The organism is Bacillus sp. ISL-39, assembly GCF_018613295.1.
Lineage (GTDB): Bacteria > Bacillota > Bacilli > Bacillales > Cytobacillaceae > Mesobacillus.
On the sequence record NZ_JAGGQM010000002.1, the window covers coordinates 459263 to 478844 of the forward strand.

At 42.8% G+C, this 19582-nt stretch carries 22 protein-coding genes; all 22 read right to left on the reverse strand.

Annotated features, from left to right (window positions below; translation table 11 throughout):
• Positions 1–367 precede the first annotated feature (367 nt).
• Complete coding sequence (gene frr / locus J7E37_RS04085; RefSeq protein WP_214777120.1) at positions 368–925, reverse strand: ribosome recycling factor; 558 nt, start codon at positions 923–925, stop codon at positions 368–370.
• A complete protein-coding gene (pyrH, locus tag J7E37_RS04090) occupies positions 925–1650 on the reverse strand; it encodes a UMP kinase (protein WP_214777123.1) in 726 nt (241 codons plus the stop codon). Before pyrH ends, frr begins: the two co-directional genes overlap by 1 nt.
• 126 nt (positions 1651–1776) lie before the next feature.
• Complete coding sequence (tsf, locus tag J7E37_RS04095; protein WP_214777124.1) at positions 1777–2661, reverse strand: translation elongation factor Ts; 885 nt, start codon at positions 2659–2661, stop codon at positions 1777–1779.
• A 149-nt stretch (positions 2662–2810) separates the two neighbouring features.
• The gene (rpsB, locus tag J7E37_RS04100; protein ID WP_041967225.1) at positions 2811–3521 is read right to left on the reverse strand and encodes a 30S ribosomal protein S2; all 711 of its coding nucleotides are present in this window, start codon (positions 3519–3521) and stop codon (positions 2811–2813) included.
• 144 nt (positions 3522–3665) lie between these two features.
• Positions 3666–4235: a hypothetical protein gene (locus J7E37_RS04105; protein WP_215022645.1), complete on the reverse strand. Its 570-nt coding sequence runs from the start codon at positions 4233–4235 to the stop codon at positions 3666–3668.
• Positions 4236–4244: 9 nt separating this feature from the next.
• Positions 4245–4556 carry a hypothetical protein gene (locus J7E37_RS04110; protein ID WP_214777128.1) on the reverse strand — a complete coding sequence of 104 codons (312 nt, stop codon included), beginning with the start codon at positions 4554–4556 and terminating at the stop codon, positions 4245–4247.
• Between the two features lie 4 nt (positions 4557–4560).
• Entirely contained in the window at positions 4561–5943 is a 1383-nt protein-coding gene (locus J7E37_RS04115; protein WP_215022646.1) for a flagellar assembly protein A, read from the reverse strand.
• Positions 5944–5962: 19 nt separating this feature from the next.
• Complete coding sequence (locus tag J7E37_RS04120) at positions 5963–6724, reverse strand: FliA/WhiG family RNA polymerase sigma factor (protein ID WP_214777132.1); 762 nt, start codon at positions 6722–6724, stop codon at positions 5963–5965.
• A gap of 65 nt (positions 6725–6789) precedes the next feature.
• Positions 6790–7287, reverse strand: coding sequence for a chemotaxis protein CheD (locus tag J7E37_RS04125; protein WP_215022647.1), 498 nt, complete (start codon positions 7285–7287; stop codon positions 6790–6792).
• Positions 7280–7921, reverse strand: a complete 642-nt coding sequence (locus J7E37_RS04130) for a chemotaxis protein CheC (protein ID WP_214777135.1) — start codon at positions 7919–7921, stop codon at positions 7280–7282. The genes J7E37_RS04125 and J7E37_RS04130 overlap by 8 nt, the downstream gene beginning before the upstream one ends.
• 26 nt (positions 7922–7947) lie before the next feature.
• The gene (locus J7E37_RS04135) at positions 7948–8394 is read right to left on the reverse strand and encodes a chemotaxis protein CheW (protein ID WP_215022648.1); all 447 of its coding nucleotides are present in this window, start codon (positions 8392–8394) and stop codon (positions 7948–7950) included.
• A gap of 45 nt (positions 8395–8439) precedes the next feature.
• Positions 8440–10497, reverse strand: a complete 2058-nt coding sequence (locus tag J7E37_RS04140) for a chemotaxis protein CheA (protein ID WP_214777137.1) — start codon at positions 10495–10497, stop codon at positions 8440–8442.
• 19 nt (positions 10498–10516) lie between these two features.
• Positions 10517–11602 (reverse strand): protein-glutamate methylesterase/protein-glutamine glutaminase, encoded by a 1086-nt coding sequence (locus J7E37_RS04145; protein ID WP_215022649.1) that lies wholly within the window; start codon positions 11600–11602, stop codon positions 10517–10519.
• A gap of 7 nt (positions 11603–11609) precedes the next feature.
• Positions 11610–12476: a MinD/ParA family protein gene (locus tag J7E37_RS04150; RefSeq protein WP_214777141.1), complete on the reverse strand. Its 867-nt coding sequence runs from the start codon at positions 12474–12476 to the stop codon at positions 11610–11612.
• Entirely contained in the window at positions 12469–13647 is a 1179-nt protein-coding gene (gene flhF, locus J7E37_RS04155; RefSeq protein WP_215022650.1) for a flagellar biosynthesis GTPase FlhF, read from the reverse strand. The genes J7E37_RS04150 and flhF overlap by 8 nt, the downstream gene beginning before the upstream one ends.
• Positions 13644–15680, reverse strand: a complete 2037-nt coding sequence (gene flhA, locus J7E37_RS04160) for a flagellar biosynthesis protein FlhA (protein ID WP_215022652.1) — start codon at positions 15678–15680, stop codon at positions 13644–13646. Before flhA ends, flhF begins: the two co-directional genes overlap by 4 nt.
• 35 nt (positions 15681–15715) lie before the next feature.
• The gene (gene flhB, locus J7E37_RS04165; RefSeq protein WP_214777147.1) at positions 15716–16801 is read right to left on the reverse strand and encodes a flagellar biosynthesis protein FlhB; all 1086 of its coding nucleotides are present in this window, start codon (positions 16799–16801) and stop codon (positions 15716–15718) included.
• Complete coding sequence (fliR, locus tag J7E37_RS04170; RefSeq protein ID WP_214777149.1) at positions 16802–17578, reverse strand: flagellar biosynthetic protein FliR; 777 nt, start codon at positions 17576–17578, stop codon at positions 16802–16804.
• 4 nt (positions 17579–17582) lie between these two features.
• Positions 17583–17852 carry a flagellar biosynthesis protein FliQ gene (gene fliQ / locus J7E37_RS04175; protein WP_215022654.1) on the reverse strand — a complete coding sequence of 90 codons (270 nt, stop codon included), beginning with the start codon at positions 17850–17852 and terminating at the stop codon, positions 17583–17585.
• A gap of 14 nt (positions 17853–17866) precedes the next feature.
• Complete coding sequence (fliP, locus tag J7E37_RS04180) at positions 17867–18532, reverse strand: flagellar type III secretion system pore protein FliP (protein ID WP_214777152.1); 666 nt, start codon at positions 18530–18532, stop codon at positions 17867–17869.
• Complete coding sequence (locus J7E37_RS04185) at positions 18525–19181, reverse strand: flagellar biosynthetic protein FliO (protein ID WP_251009434.1); 657 nt, start codon at positions 19179–19181, stop codon at positions 18525–18527. The genes fliP and J7E37_RS04185 overlap by 8 nt, the downstream gene beginning before the upstream one ends.
• Before the next feature lie 31 nt (positions 19182–19212).
• Positions 19213–19575: a response regulator gene (locus J7E37_RS04190; RefSeq protein WP_041967240.1), complete on the reverse strand. Its 363-nt coding sequence runs from the start codon at positions 19573–19575 to the stop codon at positions 19213–19215.
• Between the last annotated feature and the right edge of the window lie 7 nt (positions 19576–19582).

A 19582-nucleotide genomic window follows, 5' to 3' on the forward strand; every position in this document is an offset into this window, starting at 1 on the left:
TATACAGAATATGTACTTATGAAGAAAAACAGAATACAGCAGCCAATATTATTATATTCTATCATCCAGACTGTTTTCGTAAACTCATTGTTTTTAAATCTTGGCTGTTTTCGTAAAGATTGTTGTTAAAATCCTAAAGCCAATTTTAACGTGATAAAAAGCCATTTTGTAAATCGGTATTTAGTGTGCAAGCTCTTTTCTCATAATAAACTTTAATTTTGTGAAGAAACACAGGTCATTCAATCCTATTTTGTTGTTAATTGCAACAAAGTTTGAGAAAAGAATCTTTTCCTTCAAGCGGTATATGTATAGAGAAAAAACCCCCTGGAAAACAGAGGGTTTTCGATGTTGACTGCGAAAGCAGTGATTACACTTCCATAATTTCTTTTTCTTTGTCTTTTGTAATCTGATCGATTTTTGCAATGTGTTCGTCTGTCAGCTTTTGAATATCGTCAGAATATCCACGAAGGTCATCCTCTGTAATTTCGCCGTTTTTCTCAAGCTTTTTCAGATCTTCATTTCCATCACGACGGATATTGCGGATAGCGATTTTTGCTTCTTCTGCTTCCTTTTTAACTTGTTTTGCAAGTTCCTTGCGTCGTTCCTCAGTCAGTTGAGGAATCGCGATCCTGATGATTGATCCATCATTTGCAGGATTCAGGCCAAGATCAGACTTCAGGATTGCTTTTTCAATCTCACCAAGGATTGACTTATCATAAGGCTGGATGACCAAAAGACGAGCTTCCGGTACAGAAATGCCAGCAAGTTGATTGACTGGAGTTGGAGCCCCATAGTATTCCACCTGTACTCTGTCTAGAAGAGAGGCACTTGCTCTCCCTGCACGAATGCTGGCAAGTTCGCGAGAATAAGCTTGGATCGCTTTAGACATTCTTTCTTTCAAATTGGCAATTGCTTGTTTTGGCATTAGTTTTTCCCCCTCACGGTTGTTCCGATTGTTTCACCCATTACTGCTCGTTTAATATTACCTTTTTCCATAATAGAGAATACAATTAACGGGATATCATTGTCCATACACAAGGATGAAGCCGTTGAATCCATGACAGCAAGACCTTCCTTAAGCACATCCAGGTATGAGAGCTCTTCATACTTAGTAGCATTTTTGTCAATACGCGGATCAGCTGAGTACACGCCATCAACGTTATTCTTAGCCATAAGGATTACATCTGCTTCGATCTCAGCAGCGCGCAATGCAGCTGTAGTATCCGTTGAGAAGTACGGATTTCCTGTTCCGGCTGCAAAAATGACCACGCGCTTTTTCTCCAGGTGCCTGATTGCCCTTCTTCTTATGTACGGCTCTGCTACCTGCCGCATTTCAATGGAAGTTTGAACCCTTGTCTCTATTCCCGCTTGCTCCAGGCTGTCTTGCAATGAGAGGGAATTCATGACGGTAGCGAGCATGCCCATATAGTCTGCCGTCGCTCTGTCCATGCCCATTTCTTCACCGATTTTGCCTCTCCAGATGTTTCCTCCGCCTACTACAACAGCTACCTCAACATCCAGTTCCGCAATCTCCTTCACCTGGTCTGCAACATTTTTAATTACCGACGGATTGATGCCGAATCCTTGTTCTCCGGCTAATGCTTCTCCACTTAACTTTAAAACAACTCTTTTGTATTTAGGGCTCGTCATAGGGTACCTCCATATGTAATTTCAGGCTTTCTGCAGCAAAGATGCCGACGAAAAAGCCTAATTAAAGCTATGTCCAAAAACAGGGAACACTGGAGTGTTCCCTGCAATTACATAGGCTAGTAAAAATTATTTCTTGTTTACTTGGTTCATTACTTCTTCAGCAAAGTTATCTTCACGCTTTTCGATTCCTTCGCCTACTTCATAACGAGTGAACTCACGAAGTGTTGCGCCTTTTGATTCAACAAACTGGCGTACTTTTTGGTCAGGATTCTTAACGAATGGCTGGTCAAGTACACATACATCTTCGAAATATTTGCTCAGGCGGCCTTCAACCATTTTCGCAACGATATTCTCTGGCTTGCCTTCGTTAAGAGCTTGTTGTGTAAGGATTTGGCGCTCGTGTTCAACTTCTTCCTGGGAAACTTCATCACGAGAAACATATTTAGGGTTCAATGCAGCGATGTGCATGGAAACATCTTTAGCAGCTGCTTCGTCTGTAGTTCCTTCAAGAACGGATAGTACGCCAATGCGTCCGCCCATGTGAAGGTATGCACCGAATGCATCGTTATCAGTCTTAGTTTTCACTTCAAAGCGGCGAAGTGAAAGCTTCTCACCGATTTTAGCAATTGCATTGTTGATGCGAGTTTCCACTGTATCGCCATTTTCCATAGTTTGAGCGTTAGCTTCTTCAGCAGAAGCAGGCTTGTTCTTAAGAAGGTGCTCAGCGATTTCCTTAACTAGAACCTGGAAGCCTTCGTTCTTTGCTACGAAATCCGTTTCAGAGTTCACTTCAAGAATAACAGCTTCATTTCCTTCTGCAAGGATGTAAGTAGTACCTTCTGCAGCGATGCGGTCAGCTTTCTTGGCAGCTTTAGCAATACCTTTTTCACGAAGGAAATCGATCGCCTGGTCCATATCACCATTTGTTTCCTGAAGAGCTTTTTTGCAGTCCATCATACCTGCGCCAGTTTTTTCGCGCAATTCTTTAACCATTTGTGCAGTAATTGCCATAATGAAATTCCTCCTAAAATCTCGGTTATATGTAACTATACTTTATTTTAACTTGATTTCGCCAATATAAACCCCAATGGAAGTTATATGGAATATAAGTCTTAAAAAAAGGTGATAAAGGGTGCTTCCCTATATCACCTTATTTTAAATTAAGCTTCTACAGCTTCTGTAGTTTCTTCGCCTTGCTTAGCTTCGATAATAGCGTCAGCCATTTTAGAAGTCAGCAATTTAACAGCGCGGATCGCGTCATCGTTCGCAGGGATAACTACGTCGATTTCGTCCGGATCACAGTTTGTATCAACAATTCCCACGATAGGAATGTTCAATTTGCGTGCTTCAGCAACAGCGATGCGCTCTTTGCGTGGGTCAATGATGAAAAGAGCATCTGGAAGGCCCTTCATATCCTTGATTCCGCCCAAGAACTTTTCTAAACGCTCTTGCTCTTTCTTCAATTGAACTACTTCTTTCTTAGGAAGTACTTCAAAAGTTCCGTCTTCAGACATTCTTTCGATGTTCTTAAGACGTGAGATACGCTTTTGGATTGTTTCGAAGTTAGTTAGAGTACCACCCAACCAGCGTTGGTTAACATAGTACATACCAGAACGAGCTGCTTCTTCTTTAACAGAATCTTGAGCTTGTTTCTTAGTACCTACGAAAAGAACAGTACCGCCGTTACCAGCAAGCTCCTTCACGTAGTTGTATGCTTCTTCAACCTTCTTAACAGTCTTTTGAAGGTCGATGATGTAGATGCCGTTACGCTCAGTGAAGATATACTTCTTCATCTTAGGGTTCCAACGGCGAGTCTGGTGACCGAAGTGTACACCAGCTTCAAGCAGTTGCTTCATAGAAATTACTGACATTGTGTTTCCTCCTAATGGTTTTGATTTCCTCCGTCCAAATCATCTTCAGCCAGGAACTGCCGAAACAGCACCATCTGACCGAATCAATGAACGTGTGTATTAACACCATGAGATAATATAGCATAAATAAAACGGACATTCAAGTTATTCTTGCGTATTTTGCCGAAATTTAAGCAAAAGTTCTATTTCGGTTTTCCCTTTATCCAAATCCCTGGCAATTTCCTCAATCGTCAATCCCTGTTTTTTCATGTTCACAACCTGATCAACAAAGCTTAATTGTTTGGATTCACTATGATCTTCGGGAAATTCCATATAAATTTTATCATTTGAAACAGTTGGAACTGGTTCATGATTCTGCTGGTATGCCTTCCTGGCAGCATGATAGGAAATTCCTTTGCCAAGACGCTGGTGCGTTTCCTTGCTTGCTTCATCAGCACCTGTTTCCGGCTTTTCTTCTGTCGCTTCAATCGGGGCAGCCTTTTTACCGCCAGACTGCTTCTGAATGTTTGTTGCAGTCATCAATTCAAGAAATTTATCATTTTCTTCTTTCAATTCAAAAAGGTAAGCTGAAAACACCTCTTCAATCTCCTTGATGATTTTCCCCTGCTTTTTCTCTGCTTCTGCGAGCCGATTTTGCCGTAAATATAATAGGATGATTGCGAAGATTGCTGCGCCGTTTAACATGAGGCTTAAGAGTAGTAGAAAAGTGGTCATAACATCCCTCTATCCGCTGTAATCAATCACCTTCCCTTTATATGGGTGGTGTGGCTGTTCGGGTTGATCATTCTTGTTCTTTTGATCTCGCCGGCTATTATGCTGCTGCTTGCCTGATGGGCTGCCATCCTGATTCAGGCGGGCTTCTTGCTTTTGATTATTTTTAATTACGGTCTTACGCTTTAAGTCATCTTCCTTTGTCACACTTTGTGCCGCATGCTCCTGAAGATGCTGTCCTCGCTGCTGAAGTTGTTCCTGAATCTTGCCGGCATCATGTGTCCTCGGAAGTGCAATCTGCATTTCGATTGCTTTGAGGCTCATCATGTCACTTCCTGACTATTGGACTTTCTTTCTCTACTATTGGGTGAATCGAAATCTCGCTATTTTCCAGATGAAAGCTAACTTTCTTATAAAGCTGGTTTGTCAGGATCGCATACTTCCCGAAAAACACCTTCGTATTTGGGAATACTCTTTCTAATACAAACAAGGATGAGTACAATCTGTCCTGCTTTTCCATTTTTAGAAACTCAAGTTCAGCCACCAATTCCGCTAAACCAGTTTCAACATTCTGCCTGGTATTGCGCTGCTTCGAAATCATTTGCTGCTGTTCTGCTTTAAGACCACCTGCCCGGTTGCCAATTCCGGCCAGCTTCACTTCGATTTCTGTAAGTTTTCTAATATTTTCTTTTGCTGTTTCGATGGATTGAAGAGTTTCAATTTCCGCTTGCTCAAGCAATGGATCCCAGCCTACAGCTAACTCTGTTTTCGTAAAAAGCTCATTGCCTAATTCCTTGACGAAAATATTCCGCCCGGCAGAGATGGTTCCCCCAATGATTGTACCTGTACGGCTATCTACATTTCCTGACGCAGTCAGTTTACTGTGCAGTATGGATGACCTTACAATTATATCCTGTCCCGCTTTAACATTGGCCTGGTTGAGATAACTCGCCAGTAGATTTCCTCCGGCTCTAACCTTCCCCTTCATCGCACCGGCCACGCCGCCTTTAATTATGATATTGCCTTCCGCTTGGAGATTGGCTGCTTCAACAAGACCTTCCACTACAATATCTCCGCCGGCTTTCAACTCATACCCGCTTGGCACATTCCCTCTAATGGTGATATTTCCGACAAAATCAATATTGCCTGTCCTTAAATCCAGATCACCCTTAACCTCGAATACTGGATTGACTGAGACTGCTTTATCAGTAATGCTGACTTGCCCATCGCAAACTGCAAAGAACTGTCCGGATTCAAACATAACATTATTTCCCGGCTTCACCCGGATGGGACGTCCTGGCTTTGCCGGAATCATCCTCCCAGTGACATCTGTCCCCTGGGTTCCATTCAAAGGCGGGACCACAGAAGCCAGCAACTGACCTTTTCTCACTGAGGGAATAAGCATAACGGAACGAAAATTAAAAACTTTATGGTCAAGACGACTGTTATAATGGAGTTCGTTGCGCAAATACGCATCTGCACCATCCACTTTTGGCTCTCCAGCAGCAATGGTGACTGGATAGTCAAAAGAATAAGGGTTCTCTGAGATTTGCGTTAACAGATCCTTTTTGACACCAAAAACGATCTTTTCAGCTTCTAAAATATCCAATAATTCCTCTACGGAAAAAGCCAATTCTTTATTTTCGGTATCCAGAATCATTTCAGCAGTAAGCCTGTCCTGGGATAACCTTACCTTATACTCAGTCGCCAAGTTGATCTCCTGCCTTCTGTTAAGCTGTCTCTAGCCATTTTCTCAGTTTAAAGATCGCTTTTGAATGAATCTGCGAGATCCTTGAGGTTGAAAGATTCATGACTTGTCCAATCTCTGTCAGCGTTAATTCTTCTTTGTAAAACAAACTCAACACGAGTTGTTCTTTGTCATTTAATTTTGAGACTTTTTCAGCTATCTCTTCCAGCATTTCAGACTTTAAAAGTTTATCTTCAGGGATTTCAGCTTTTTCATCCTTGATTACGAATGATTGGTTGTCCCGTTCATCATTTTCAATTGGATGCTCATCTATCGATAGAACATTCGCAAAAAAATGTTCATTTATTGTGGTGTAAATCTCGGTCTCATCCATGTTCAGTTCACTGGCAATTTCTTCGATGGTCGCATTGCGCATATATCGCTGCTCCAGTCTCTCAATGGCTGCATCAATCTTTTTTGCTTTTTCCCTGGTACTTCTCGGCAGCCAGTCTTCCTTTCTTAATCCATCCAATATTGCTCCGCGAATCCGGAAAGAAGAATATGTATCAAATTTCAAATCCCTGTTCGGATCGAATTTTTCCAGAGCATCATATAAACCAATCATGCCAAGGCTTTTTAAATCATCTCTAGACACACTTTTCGGAAGACTCACTGAGATTCTTTGCACATGGTAGGAAACAAGTGGCATATATTTTTTTATCAGTAAATTACCTGCATCCGGATCACGGAACTGTACCCATTTATCCCATGTTACCTGTTCTTCCGACGTGGATCCTCGTACCATTGTCATCCTCCTCACGCGCATCACGCATTATTCTTGGAAGCTGCTTATAATTCAAATTCAACGAATTAAATCTCACTATTCCCTTTATTAACAGTCCTGATCTGCATCAAACCGGTTTTTGGATCAAACTCGATTGTCCTTCCGCTATTTCCGCCTACATCCTGGGCTATAACAGGAACCCTGAGCTCCTTCAATTCCTTTAAAACTGCTTCCACATTTCTTGGTCCAATTCTCATCATGTCACTGCTTCCGGAAAACTGGAACATTTGTGCACCTCCAGCAATCTTGGCCTTTATTCCCGGAGGTCTGGCACCTGCTCTCATCAGGCCATCTAAAAGTTCCTTGATGGCAGTATTAGCAAATTTTGCTTTATTCAGCGGCTCTGCCCGCGACAAAGCCGAATCTGGCAGCATGATATGCGCCATGCCCGCAACTTCTCTTGCCTGATCATACAAAACCACGCCGACACAGGAGCCAAGGCCTGTGGTCCGTATTAAATCCGGAACTTTAACAATGTTCATATCAGCAATACCAACTTTGATGATTTCTGCTGTTTTATGCATCAAGCCTTACTCCTAGCGCAGAGAAGATGATATGGAATGAATCAGGGTCCGGGAGCAGGAAGAAATGTCCATTCACACTGTCAGGCATCTGAGCATCTTCTTCATCCAAAGCTGTATCGATCACGATCGCATAATCGCTCACCTGCGATAATTCCAATAGTCCGAAGCTGATGACTGCTCCTACCATATCTATGCTTAATGCCGGAACTGATGGATACAGGCTCAGCTTGGTGAAATCTGATAGTGAGGAAAGATATGAACCTGATAAAATATTCCCTAGTTCCTGGAGAGCAGACAGTGCCAGCTCATTATCCTGTTCTTCTGTAAAAGAGAATGACTGTTTTTTTATTAGTTGGCCGATATACTTCTCTGCCTGAGGGAGCGGAAGGATAAAAAACATGCTTCCCGGGGCATCGCCTTCTATTCGAAGAAATACGCTCGCTACGACATTGTCAGCACCACCGGCTAGTTCCATCACTTCATCAAAGGATACGACCCTGACTCTGGGTACCTTCATATCAATTTTTTTATTCAATAATGTTGATAAGGCCGTTGCAGCATGTCCTGCTCCAATATTTCCAACCTCTTTTAAAATGTCAAGGTGGACGTCCGAAATGCTTTTTAGAAAAGTCATAGTTCTATTCCCTTCACTTACAAAGCTTATACTTCACGGGATTCAAGGATTTTGTGCAAATCTATTAAAATCAATAACCTCTTATCCAAGTTGGCCACTCCATCTATATAGCCTTCTGCCTCTAAACCAACGACCTCAGGAGGAGGTTCAATCTTGCTTGTCGGGATATCTATGACATCATTTGCTCCATCTACAATCAAGCCAACTTCTTTGTCATCTATAGAAACAATAATGACACGAGTGCCTTCTGTGTATGCTTGTTCTCCCATTCCAAACCTGACTCTCAAATCTAATAGCGGAGTCACTACTCCCCGGAGGTTCATTACCCCTTTTACAAAAGGATTCGTATGAGGCACCCTTGTAATATGCATAATCTTTTCAATCGACTTTACCTGGCTTACAGGAACACCGTATTCTTTATCATTCAGCTGGAACACGATTACTTTTAAGTCAGATACCAAATTTTCAGCCACTTCTCTCACTCCTAAAATATCATCGTCATTCGATTAACAAGGAATCTATTTAATTAAGGCATTGCAATCTACAATCAACGCTACCTGTCCATCTCCAAGAATGGTTGCTCCGGAGATCGCAAAAACATTCGTTAAATAATTTCCTAATGATTTAAGGACTACTTCTTGCTGTCCAATGAATGAGTCAACAATCAAGCCAGCCATTTTATCTCCTTTTCGAACGATGATGACCGAGTGGAATTGATCTTCACTATGTTCTGACGGTACCTCGAAGATATCCTTTAAGAACAGTAATGGCACGACCTTGCCTCTAAAATCAATCACCTTTTGATTATGCGCATTCATAATATCAGTTTCTTTGATTATGGCTGTCTCAATGATTGATGACAAAGGAATCGCGAATTTTTCTTTCTGGATTTCAACTAACATCACAGATATGATTGATAATGTCAAAGGAAGCTGGATGGAGAAAATTGTTCCCTCATTTTCCTTAGAATCGATTGAGATTGAACCTCCCAAAGACTCTATCGTATTTTTGACCACATCCAACCCTACGCCTCGTCCTGAAATATCTGAAATCTTCTCAGCAGTCGAGAAGCCCGATGAAAGGATTAGTTCATATGCTTGTTTATCAGTAAACCCAGCCGCAGATTGTTCGGTAATGATTCCCTTGCTGATTGCCTTCTGTAAAACTTTATCCCTGTTGATTCCAGCACCATCATCCTCAATTTCAATGAATACATGATTGCCGCTGTGGAAAGCGCGAAGCACCACTGTCCCCTCTTCGTTCTTGCCCTTTGCCCTGCGTACTTCAGGAGATTCAATTCCATGGTCGACTGAATTTCTCAACAGATGCACCAACGGATCACCAATTTCATCTATTACTGTGCGATCCAATTCTGTTTCAGCACCTACGATTTCGAGGTTGATCTTTTTATTTAAGTCTCTCGCTAACTGGCGAATCATTCTCGGGAAGCGGTTGAATACTGTTTCTACCTGAACCATCCTCATATTAAGGATAATATTTTGCAAGTCACCGGATATCCTGGACATCCTTTCGACCGTTTCAGTAAGTTCACCATTATCCAGATCTTTGGAGATTTGCTCCAATCGGCCACGGTCGATAACAAGCTCTTCAAATAAATTCATCAGGATATCAAGTCTTTCAATATTCACCCTTATGGTTTTGCTGCTGCTCACCGGCTGTTTGGCACTGCCCTTTTTCTCATTGGCCGGCACCACTTCAGAGCCAATGGATTGAGTTTGCTCAGAAGAAGTTGGAACCGCTGCTTCAGGGACATTTTCAATTGCCAAAACTTCATCTTTTGAGTCATTACTATCTTCATCAAAGTCTAATGATCTGAGATCGGTTTTTACAACTTCAGAAACCTTCATGATTTTGGCTTTTATATCCTCTGGATCCTCTTTGGAGACAATAGTAATCGAAAATTCATGGTCAAATTGTTCTTCCTCCAGCTGCTCTACTGAAGGGTTTGCTTTGATTACTTCACCAATCTTCTCCAAAACCTCAAAAACCATATAGACTCGTGCAGCTTTCAGTAAGCAATCTTCCCGTAAAGCGATCCCAATTTCATAAACACCGAACCCTTGTTCTTTGGACTGTTTTAAAACAGTCAGTTCGAATTCATCATAGTGAGATTGCTGCTTGGCTTCTAAAACGGCTGCAGCGGCAACTTCCTTATTAGCGGGACCTGACAGCGGTTCCCCTTTTTCAATCAGTTTCAACTTTTCAACTGTTTCAGTGACGTCCTTTTTACCATCGCCTCCAGCCGCTATTGCCTGGACCATGTCCTCAAGGTGATCAACAGCCATGAAAATAACATCAATTATTTCAGGTGTTGTTGTCAGTCTGTTATTCCTTATCGCATCAAGTACATTTTCCATTTGATGTGTAAGACTTGCCAGATCCTCGTAACCCATTGTCGCTGACATCCCTTTAAGAGTATGAGCTGACCTGAAAATTTCATTAATGATTGATAAGTCCTGGGGATTTTTCTCTAATTCCAATACTTGTTCATTACAGGCCTGTAAATGTTCTTTACTTTCTTCGATAAAGACTTCAAGATATTGATTCAATTCCATGTGCACAGCACCTCCGGACTCATATATAATTCATGATCGATTGCGCGATGTTTTCTACATTCGCTACCTCATCAACCATATTCGTTGCTATTGCTGCTTTTGGCATTCCGAAGACAATTGACGTATCCTGGGATTCGGCGATCGCTTTTACAATGCCGTTCTTTTTCATTTCAACCAGTCCCTTGGACCCATCTGCCCCCATTCCTGTCATGATGACAGCAATTTTAGAATAGTTCTTGATGGTACTGACAGACTCGAACATCACATCAACGGAAGGACGATGTCCATTTCGAGGCGGTGATTGGCTAAGACTGATTGCCAGCGATGAACCTAAACTCTTAACCTTTAAGTGAAAGCCGCCTGGAGCAATGTATGCAGTCCCTTTTTGTAAAAGCTCGCCATCTTCCGCTTCCTTGACTCTAATCTGGCTTAAGGAGTCCAGTCGATTGGCAAGGGACTTGGTAAAACCGGGCGGCATGTGCTGGACGATAAGGATTGGTACCTCCAAGCCTATTGGCAATGAAGTTATAACTTGTTGCAATGCTCTTGGCCCCCCGGTAGAAGTTCCAATGCAGACAATCTTTTTGGATTGGTTAAATCCCCTGGTTGTTACGTTGTTCGCTGGCTTTATCTCTGAATCTATGGAACTCTGCAATTTCTTTCCAACAGTATTTGAATCTTCCAGGAAGTTTATTTTTGCTATATTAGCTTTGCTTGCCGATAACACCTTTTGGACTAACTCTGTTTTGACTTTATGTAAATCTATTGAAATGGATCCCGACGGCTTGGCCACAAAATCCACAGCACCCGCCTGAATCGCCTGCAGCGTCGTATCCGCGCCTTCTTTCGTGGTGCTAGAAAGCATAACAACCGGCAGAGGGTGCTCCTTCATTATCAGCTTCAATACTTCCAAACCGTTTAGTTTCGGCATTTCGACGTCAAGTGTAATGACATCAGGTCGGAATTCCCGGCATTTCTTAATGGCATCCTCCCCATTACGAGCCATGCCAATAACCTCAATCTCCGGGTGTTCTGATAGAAAGTCGTTGATCAGCTTTCGCATGAAAGCTGAATCATCTACGATGAGAACTCTGGTTTTTGCCACTCGACCACTACCTTTCGAAAAGGAATTGCTTCAATCTAGCTGTAAAACTCCTGTTATCTCTCTTTTCGGCATTGTAGCCCGCATTATTGATATATTTTTCGATTATCGCTGCCATTCCTTTAGAAGCTTGTGACCGTTCATTGAACATTGTAAATGGAATCTGGCGTTTTACTGCTTCCTGGACAGTTTTATCATCCGGCAGCATTCCAAGCTTGATAGGTGTCCTTCCTAAAAATTTCCCAAGGACATCGTCCAGTCTAGCCATCGTATCATTCCCTTCTTTGACAGAACCAGCCCTGTTGACCACCAAATAGAAAGGCAATTCTGAATCTGAAAGGTGGATGTATTTCATAGTAGCGTATGCATCCATCAGGGAGGTAGGCTCTGTCGTAGTGATTACGAATATCTCGTTAACAGACAGAAGGATTGATAAAGTCTCCTCGTTCAAGCCGGCTCCCATATCAAAAATAAGATAATCATACTTTCTTAGAACTTCACTTAAACTAGAGATGAAGTAATCGACGCCTGCACGGTCCATCCTGACTAATTGGCTTAAGCCTGTCCCGCCCGAGATATACTCGACACCGTAAGGTCCCTGAAAAATTACCTCCTCCATCGATGATTTTCCTGAAAGAAAATCGGCAATGGAGAGTGAAGAACTTTTCCCCATCAAAATCTCGATATTCCCCATACCGATATCCAGATCAAACAGCAAGACCTTATAGCCTTTTTTGGCGAGGGAAATCGAGAAGTTGAGCGAGAAATTCGATTTCCCGACTCCGCCTTTCCCGCTGACCACTGCGAGTGTTTTCGCTTCCTTGGCGAAAGTGTTCGTTTTAAGTCGGTTTCTTAATTTTTCTGCCTGGTCATTCATAGGTGCTGACTCCAAGAATAGTATTTGCAATAATATTTGGCTTTGCCTCGATCAGGTCATCTGGCACATCTTGTCCATTGGTCAAATAGGCAATTCCAGTTGAGAATTTTGACGCCATATTGAGCATTGCACCGTATACCGAAGTTTCATCCATTTTTGTGAAAATGAATTTATCAATATGGATCAGCGAAAATTGCTGCCGGATTTCTTCCATATCTTTTTGTTTTGCCGTCAATGCCAGGACAAGATAAGTTTCCATATCCCTTCCGAAATCGATGACATCTTTTAAATCGTTGACATACTTTTGATTCCTGAAATTACGTCCTGCTGTATCGATGAAGACAAGGTCATAGTCCGCGAATTTATCTGTGGCAGTCTTGAAATCATCCTTGTTGTAGCAAACTTCTATTGGGACATCGAGAATTTTCGCATATGTTTTCAACTGCTCAATAGCAGCAATCCGATAGGTGTCTGTGGTGATAAAAGCAACTTTCTTCTGGTGCTTCAATACACAATCAGCAGCGATTTTCGCCAGTGTTGTCGTTTTTCCAACGCCCGTCGGTCCAATGACATTGACAAATTTTCTTTTAAAAGAAATTCCTTCGAATGGAAGAGGAGAAAGCTTTTGTTCAATTGCCAGCCCACTCCATTCAGTTATTTCTGCTTCACTTGCAGCCGCTCCGCCGAGATACCATTTTTCAAGAAGAACTGCAGCCAATTCATCAATGATTTCTTGATTTATATCCATATCCCTCAGGATTTGAATTTGCCTGCTGATTGGTTCGGGCAAAGAGACTCCTTCGATTTTCCCTGATTCCTTTAGCAATTCCTTCAGCTGTGAAATTTCTTTCAAAAGATCCTTGTCGGCTTTTACCGGTGTTTCCGTTACAGGTTTCACCTGAACAGTTGGTGTATCCTTTTTAGGTACTTCTCTCAGGATCACAGGGCGAGTAAACTTACCTGGTTGATCCACACTGGCTGCCTTTGAATTTAAGTCAGTGTCTGGGTCAATGGCAGCAATTACCTCAATGCTATTTTTCTTAAAAAAGCCCATGAATCCTCCTGTCTGGACGACACGGGAATTAAGAATCACTGCCTCACTGCCCAGCTCCCCCCTGACGAGTTTCATGGCTTCAGGCATGGATGAAGCTGTATACTTTTTCACTTTCATTCTACATTCACCACCCCGACACTTTGGACTTCAACATTTGCTTCAAGTTCGTTATACGACAATACGGGAATTTGTGCGAAATACCTTTCTGTCAGCTGGCGCACATACATCCTTACGGCAGGTGAGCAAAGTATAATCGGTGTTTGTTCCATTATGCTCAATTGCTCTACCTGGTTTGCCACCGATTCCAATATCCCCTGAGAAACTGCCGGGTCAAGTGACAGGTAGTTGCCGTGCTCTGTTTGCTGAACACCTTCCTCAATCACCTTCTCTACCCTTCCCGATAGAGTAATCACCTTCAGGGTTTCCCCATTGCGTGAATACTGGTTCGTGATTTGTCTTGCCAGCGCCTGGCGAACATATTCAGCAAGGATATCCGTATCTGTCGTCACTTTACCGTAATCAGCAAGAGTTTCGAAAATAATCGGCAAATTCCTGATTGATACATTTTCTCTTAGAAGCTTGCCAAGCACTTTTTGGATTTCCCCGACTGATAAAGGATTCGGCGTCGCTTCCTCAACCAGTATCGGATAGCTTTCACGAAGATGATCGATCAGCTGTTTAGTTTCCTGTCTGCCCAGCAGCTCGTGTGCATTAGCCTTGATTACTTCTGTAATGTGGGTCGAAACAACTGAAGGCGGATCGACTACTGTGTAGCCAAAGATTTCTGCCTGCTCCTTCATTTCTTCCGTGATCCATTTAGCAGGCAACCCGAAACTTGGTTCGATTGTATCGATGCCTTCAATAGAATCATCATCTATTCCTGGACTCATTGCCAGATAATGATCGAGAAGCAATTCTCCCCTGGCCATTTCGTTCCCTTTGATTTTCAGTCTGTATTCATTCGGCTGAAGCTGGATATTGTCCCGGATTCTGACTACTGGAATGACCAGTCCCAGCTCAATGGCCAGCTGCCTTCTGATCATGACAATCCGGTCCAGGAGATCTCCTCCCTGGTTAGCGTCAGCCAGAGGTATCAAACCATATCCGAACTCAAACTCAATCGGATCAACGTTCAATAGATTAACCACACTCTCAGGACTCTTCATTTCGTCCATCTGTATGTCTTCTTCCATTTCCTGCAGCTGCTGCTTATCCGGCTCAGGAACACGGGAGAAGGAGTAGCCGCCGAATGCCATCAATGCCGCAATCGGAATTGTCAGCAAATCGTGGATGGGCGTAAACAGTCCAAGCAGGAAAATCGTTCCTGCACCGACATACAGCATTTTAGGATAAGCCAGCAGCTGTGAAGTAATGTCAATTCCAAGATTCCCATCAGATGCAGCTCGAGTGACCACGATACCCGTCGCTGTCGAAATCAAAAGTGCCGGGATTTGACTGACAATCCCATCTCCAACTGTCAATAGTGAGAATTTTTCAGCTGATTCACCAACGCTTAACCCTAATTGAGTCATGCCGATAACAATCCCGAAAATCAAGTTGATCAGAACGATGATGATTCCGGCAATGGCATCTCCCTTTACGAATTTACTCGCACCATCCATCGCACCATAAAAATCTGCTTCTCTACTTACTTTTTCACGACGTTCGCGTGCCTGCTGTTCAGAAATCATCCCGGCATTCAAATCAGCATCAATACTCATTTGCTTACCAGGCATCGCATCAAGGGTAAACCTTGCTGCAACCTCTGATACACGCTCGGAACCTTTCGTGATGACTATGAACTGGATGATGATCAAGATCAGGAACACTACCATCCCGACAACAACATTCCCCCCAACAACGAATGTGCCGAAGGTCTCAACCACCCCTCCAGCTTCACCTTTTGAAAGGATGGAACGTGTTGTCGAAACATTCAAACCAAGCCTGAATAATGTTAACAACAGCAGCAGTGAAGGAAAAACAGAAAACTGGAGCGGTTCAGTCATATTCATTGTGTTCAACAGCACCAGAAGTGCAATTGAGATGTTTACCATGATTAGGACACTTAACAGCCATGGCGGAAAAGGAATGATCAACATGGCTACGATTAAGATGACACTAAGCAGGACGGACAGGTCTCTTGCTGACATACTACTTCTCTCCTAAACACTGCATACCTGAAGAATTACAGCACTTTATTTTTTGTTTGATACACATAGGCCAGGATTTCTGCCACCGCTTTGAAAAACTCCTCAGGGATGGCATCACCGATCTCAGCCTGGCTGTATAACGCCCTCGCCAACGGACGGTTCTCGACAGACATAATCTCATTTTCCTTGGCAATCAATTTAATCTTCTGTGCGACAAAGTCGACACCCTTCGCCACAACGATCGGAGCATCAGCCTTCTGGTCGTCATACTTTAATGCAATCGCGAAGTGTGTCGGGTTCGTAATGACCACATCCGCTTTTGGAACTTCTTGCATCATCCGCCGCATTGCCATCTCTCTTTGCTTCTGCTTAATCTTAGACTTGATAAGAGGGTCACCTTCGATGTTTTTATATTCATCTTTCAAGTCTTGTTTTGACATGCGGATACTTTTCTCATAATCATATTTTTGGTACAGATAATCCAATAATGATAAAAATAGCAATGCTCCGGAAGCAAAAAGGCCCATTTGCAGCGTCAGCCCGGCAATGGTTGCCAATGCAGCACCAACACTCTTATTAGCGAGGAGAAGTACCTCGTCCAATCGCAGCCAAAGGACTGAGAAAGCGATCACGCCTACGAAGGTGATTTTTAGGATCGATTTTAGCAATTCAACGATTGCCCTCATTGAAAAAATCCTCTTGAAGCCGCTGATTGGATTGATTTTCTCAAGTTTCATTTGGATTGCTTCAGTAGAAAACATATAACCGACTTGGATGTAGTTGGCAGCAACCCCTGCGATCAAAGCAACGATCATGACAGGACCCAGGAAGAAGACCAATTCAGCCAATATTTCAATCACAATAGATTCGATATTATTCGCAGTCAAATCCATAAACATATAGTTTTGCAAGGAATGGCGAAGGACCCCGATAAGTCTCTCCATCATCACACTGCCAAAAAACATCAAAAACAAAAACACAGCAAGAAGGACAATGGCAGTATTGACATCCTGGCTTTTGGCAACCTGTCCTTTTTTCCGCGCGTCCTGTCTCTTTTTGGGAGTCGCTTTTTCTGTTTTTTCACCGGCAAAATACTGCAGGTCTAACCTTAAAAAATCCATTTAAGCTCCTCCGATCAATTCCATCAAACCCCTCATGGTCAAAAGGGTAGTGGAAAACAGATCTGTTATAACCATGATCAGCACGCCCATAACCGCAATAAGTACGAGGAAGCTGACACCGATTTTAACTGGCAGCCCGACAACGAAAATATTCAATTGCGGGACGGTCCTTGCTACAATCCCAAGGGCAACATCAACCAAGAACAAGCTGCCGACCACCGGCAAGGACATCTGGAAGGCGATTATGAACATTTTATTGAAAGACAGGATGATGAATTCCGCAATATTTTCATTCCCAAACGGTATGGTCACCTGATCGATCGGGATAAAATCATAACTGTAAAATATACCATCCATCAAAAGGTGATGGCCGTTTACTGTCAGTAAAAACAAAAGAGCAATCGTATATAAATACTGTCCCATCAGCGGACTCTGTGCCCCCGTCTGGGGATCGATGACATTCGCAATCGCAAAACCCATCTGAAAATCAATAAATCCCCCGGCAATCTGGATGGCTGCCATCATCAATGCCGCAATGAAGCCTATGAATAAACCAACCATTGCCTCCTTGATGACCAGCAGGAAGTACGTGCTGTCTATGGCGATTTCAGGGGCTCCTATTGCTGTAAACATTATGATAGAAAGCATGAATCCAAGCCCTACTTTATGAGACGCGGGAATCGTCCGATATGAAAATAAAGGCATCATCAAGAAAAAGGATGTCACCCTTACAAAAATCAGCAGGAATGCCGGAAACGCTGGGATGAACTCTAACATTTCATCAGCCTACAAACCTAGTAAGATTCGAAAAAATCTCCGTCGCATAGCTCAGCATATAACTTAGCATCCATGGACCAAAGAAAACGACTCCGACCAGCACCGCCGCAATCTTTGGCACGAAAGCCAGAGTCTGTTCCTGGATTTGCGTAGTTGCCTGGAAAATACTGACGATCAAACCAACTACCAGTGCTAAAATCAACAGTGGCCCTGAAATCATTAAAACTGTATAAATTCCTCGTTCTGCTATCGAGATAACCGCTTCTGATGTCATTTTCATTCACCTGCTTAAAAACTTTGTAATAATGATTTCACGACTAAATACCATCCATCTACCATGACAAAAAGTAAAATCTTAAATGGAAGGGAAATCATAACGGGCGGAAGCATCATCATACCCATGGACATAAGGACACTAGCCACTACCATATCGATCACCAGAAAAGGGATGAAAATCATAAATCCAATCTGGAAAGCTGTTTTGATTTCACTGATGGCAAATGCAGGTACGAGGGCAGTCAAAGGGATATCCTGAATCGATTCAGGAGTTTCAGCCTTTGAATACTCCAGAAATAACGCCAAATCCTTCTGCCTCGTATGCGCGCTCATGAATTCCTTGAAGGGAACTGACGCCCGCTCATAGGCTTGCTCCAAATTGATTTCTTCATTAAATAAAGGCGTCAGAGCTTGTTCATTCACTTCATGGAAAGTAGGTGCCATGATAAAGAATGACAGGAACATCGCAAGCCCGACCAACACTTGGTTAGGCGGCATTTGCTGTGTTGCAAGCGCCGTTCTGACAAAGGAAAGAACGATGATGATCCTTGTAAAACTTGTCATTAAAATCAAGATGCCTGGCGCAATCGAAAGTACAGTCAGCAGGAGCATCAGCTTTACGGATGTTGATACACTCTCAGGAGTACTGCTGTTGAAAAACTCCATAAACTCATTCATTTTTTTCTGACCCTTTCTTCTGTATCTCCTCAAGCATTTTCTTTCTTCCGCTTGCCATATCATTCAGCTGGTCCTTCAGCAATGCAGAAAATTCGGAACGCTGATTGCCGCCATCTCTTTTCGCTCTTTTAAGCAACTTTGTCACAATATCGCTTGGCTGTACAAGCTGCTCCATTTTATTGTTATAGTCCTGGATGACTTGGCTGTACTCCTCCGGGTCGTCGATTTCTTTTAAAAGCTGTATATTTTCTCCCACACCAACAATAAGCAGCTTATTACCCGCTTTGACGATCTGTACCGACCTGTTGGCACCAAGGCTTGTGCCTCCAAGATTCTCAACAAGCTGCGAGCTTTTATAGGTCATGCTTTTCTTATTGATGAATTTGAGGAGGAAGTAGATTAATGCTGCCACAAAGGCGGTAGCAAGAATCATCCTGACGAAATCCAGGAAACTGACCCCTACCCGGGATTTTTCATCGTCTGATTGGTTTGTTGTATTATCTGCCTGTCCATCATCACAGGACTCAGGATTTTTCAAACAATCCTTCACACTTTTATTTAGCTGCTCTGCGCTCGCCAAGCCAATTGGACTGAACAGAGCAGCTAATATGAAAAGAATTGTCGAGGCAGTTCGGATTAATCTTAACAATTTGCCGCACCCTCTAAATGATAAAAGTTCACTAGCTTAGTGTTTTGGAAATAGCTTCAATAACACGGTCTGCCTGGAATGGTTTTACGATGAAATCTTTAGCTCCTGCCTGGATTGCATCAATGACCATCGCTTGCTGGCCCATTGCTGAACACATGATGACCTTTGCGTTCGGATTGATTTTTTTGATTTCCTTTAATGAAGTGATACCATCCATTTCCGGCATGGTAATATCCATTGTGACAAGGTCAGGCTGGAATTCTTTATATTTTTCAAGTGCCTGTGCACCGTCTGCTGCTTCTGCGACAACCTCAAAGCCGTTTTTTGTCAAAATGTCCTTAATCATCATTCTCATGAAAGCCGCATCGTCTACGACTAAAATCTTGTTCGCCATTGAAATT

Excerpts from the sequence above, each read along its gene's own strand:
- J7E37_RS04150 (WP_214777141.1), bottom strand. The coding sequence starts at position 12,476 with ATGAATGACCAGGCAGAAAAATTAAGAAACCGACTTAAAACGAACACT.
- tsf (WP_214777124.1), bottom strand. The coding sequence starts at position 2,661 with ATGGCAATTACTGCACAAATGGTTAAAGAATTGCGCGAAAAAACTGGC.
- J7E37_RS04130 (WP_214777135.1), bottom strand. The coding sequence starts at position 7,921 with ATGACTTTTCTAAAAAGCATTTCGGACGTCCACCTTGACATTTTAAAA.
- fliR (WP_214777149.1), bottom strand. The coding sequence starts at position 17,578 with ATGTTAGAGTTCATCCCAGCGTTTCCGGCATTCCTGCTGATTTTTGTA.
- flhF (WP_215022650.1), bottom strand. The coding sequence starts at position 13,647 with ATGAAAGTGAAAAAGTATACAGCTTCATCCATGCCTGAAGCCATGAAA.
- pyrH (WP_214777123.1), bottom strand. The coding sequence starts at position 1,650 with ATGACGAGCCCTAAATACAAAAGAGTTGTTTTAAAGTTAAGTGGAGAA.
- flhA (WP_215022652.1), bottom strand. The coding sequence starts at position 15,680 with ATGTCAGCAAGAGACCTGTCCGTCCTGCTTAGTGTCATCTTAATCGTA.
- frr (WP_214777120.1), bottom strand. The coding sequence starts at position 925 with ATGCCAAAACAAGCAATTGCCAATTTGAAAGAAAGAATGTCTAAAGCG.
- fliP (WP_214777152.1), bottom strand. The coding sequence starts at position 18,532 with ATGAATGAGTTTATGGAGTTTTTCAACAGCAGTACTCCTGAGAGTGTA.
- J7E37_RS04140 (WP_214777137.1), bottom strand. The coding sequence starts at position 10,497 with ATGGAATTGAATCAATATCTTGAAGTCTTTATCGAAGAAAGTAAAGAA.
- J7E37_RS04110 (WP_214777128.1), bottom strand. The coding sequence starts at position 4,556 with ATGAGCCTCAAAGCAATCGAAATGCAGATTGCACTTCCGAGGACACAT.
- J7E37_RS04105 (WP_215022645.1), bottom strand. The coding sequence starts at position 4,235 with ATGACCACTTTTCTACTACTCTTAAGCCTCATGTTAAACGGCGCAGCA.
- fliQ (WP_215022654.1), bottom strand. The coding sequence starts at position 17,852 with ATGACATCAGAAGCGGTTATCTCGATAGCAGAACGAGGAATTTATACA.
- J7E37_RS04125 (WP_215022647.1), bottom strand. The coding sequence starts at position 7,287 with ATGCATAAAACAGCAGAAATCATCAAAGTTGGTATTGCTGATATGAAC.
- J7E37_RS04190 (WP_041967240.1), bottom strand. The coding sequence starts at position 19,575 with ATGGCGAACAAGATTTTAGTCGTAGACGATGCGGCTTTCATGAGAATG.
- flhB (WP_214777147.1), bottom strand. The coding sequence starts at position 16,801 with ATGGATTTTTTAAGGTTAGACCTGCAGTATTTTGCCGGTGAAAAAACA.
- J7E37_RS04120 (WP_214777132.1), bottom strand. The coding sequence starts at position 6,724 with ATGGTACGAGGATCCACGTCGGAAGAACAGGTAACATGGGATAAATGG.
- rpsB (WP_041967225.1), bottom strand. The coding sequence starts at position 3,521 with ATGTCAGTAATTTCTATGAAGCAACTGCTTGAAGCTGGTGTACACTTC.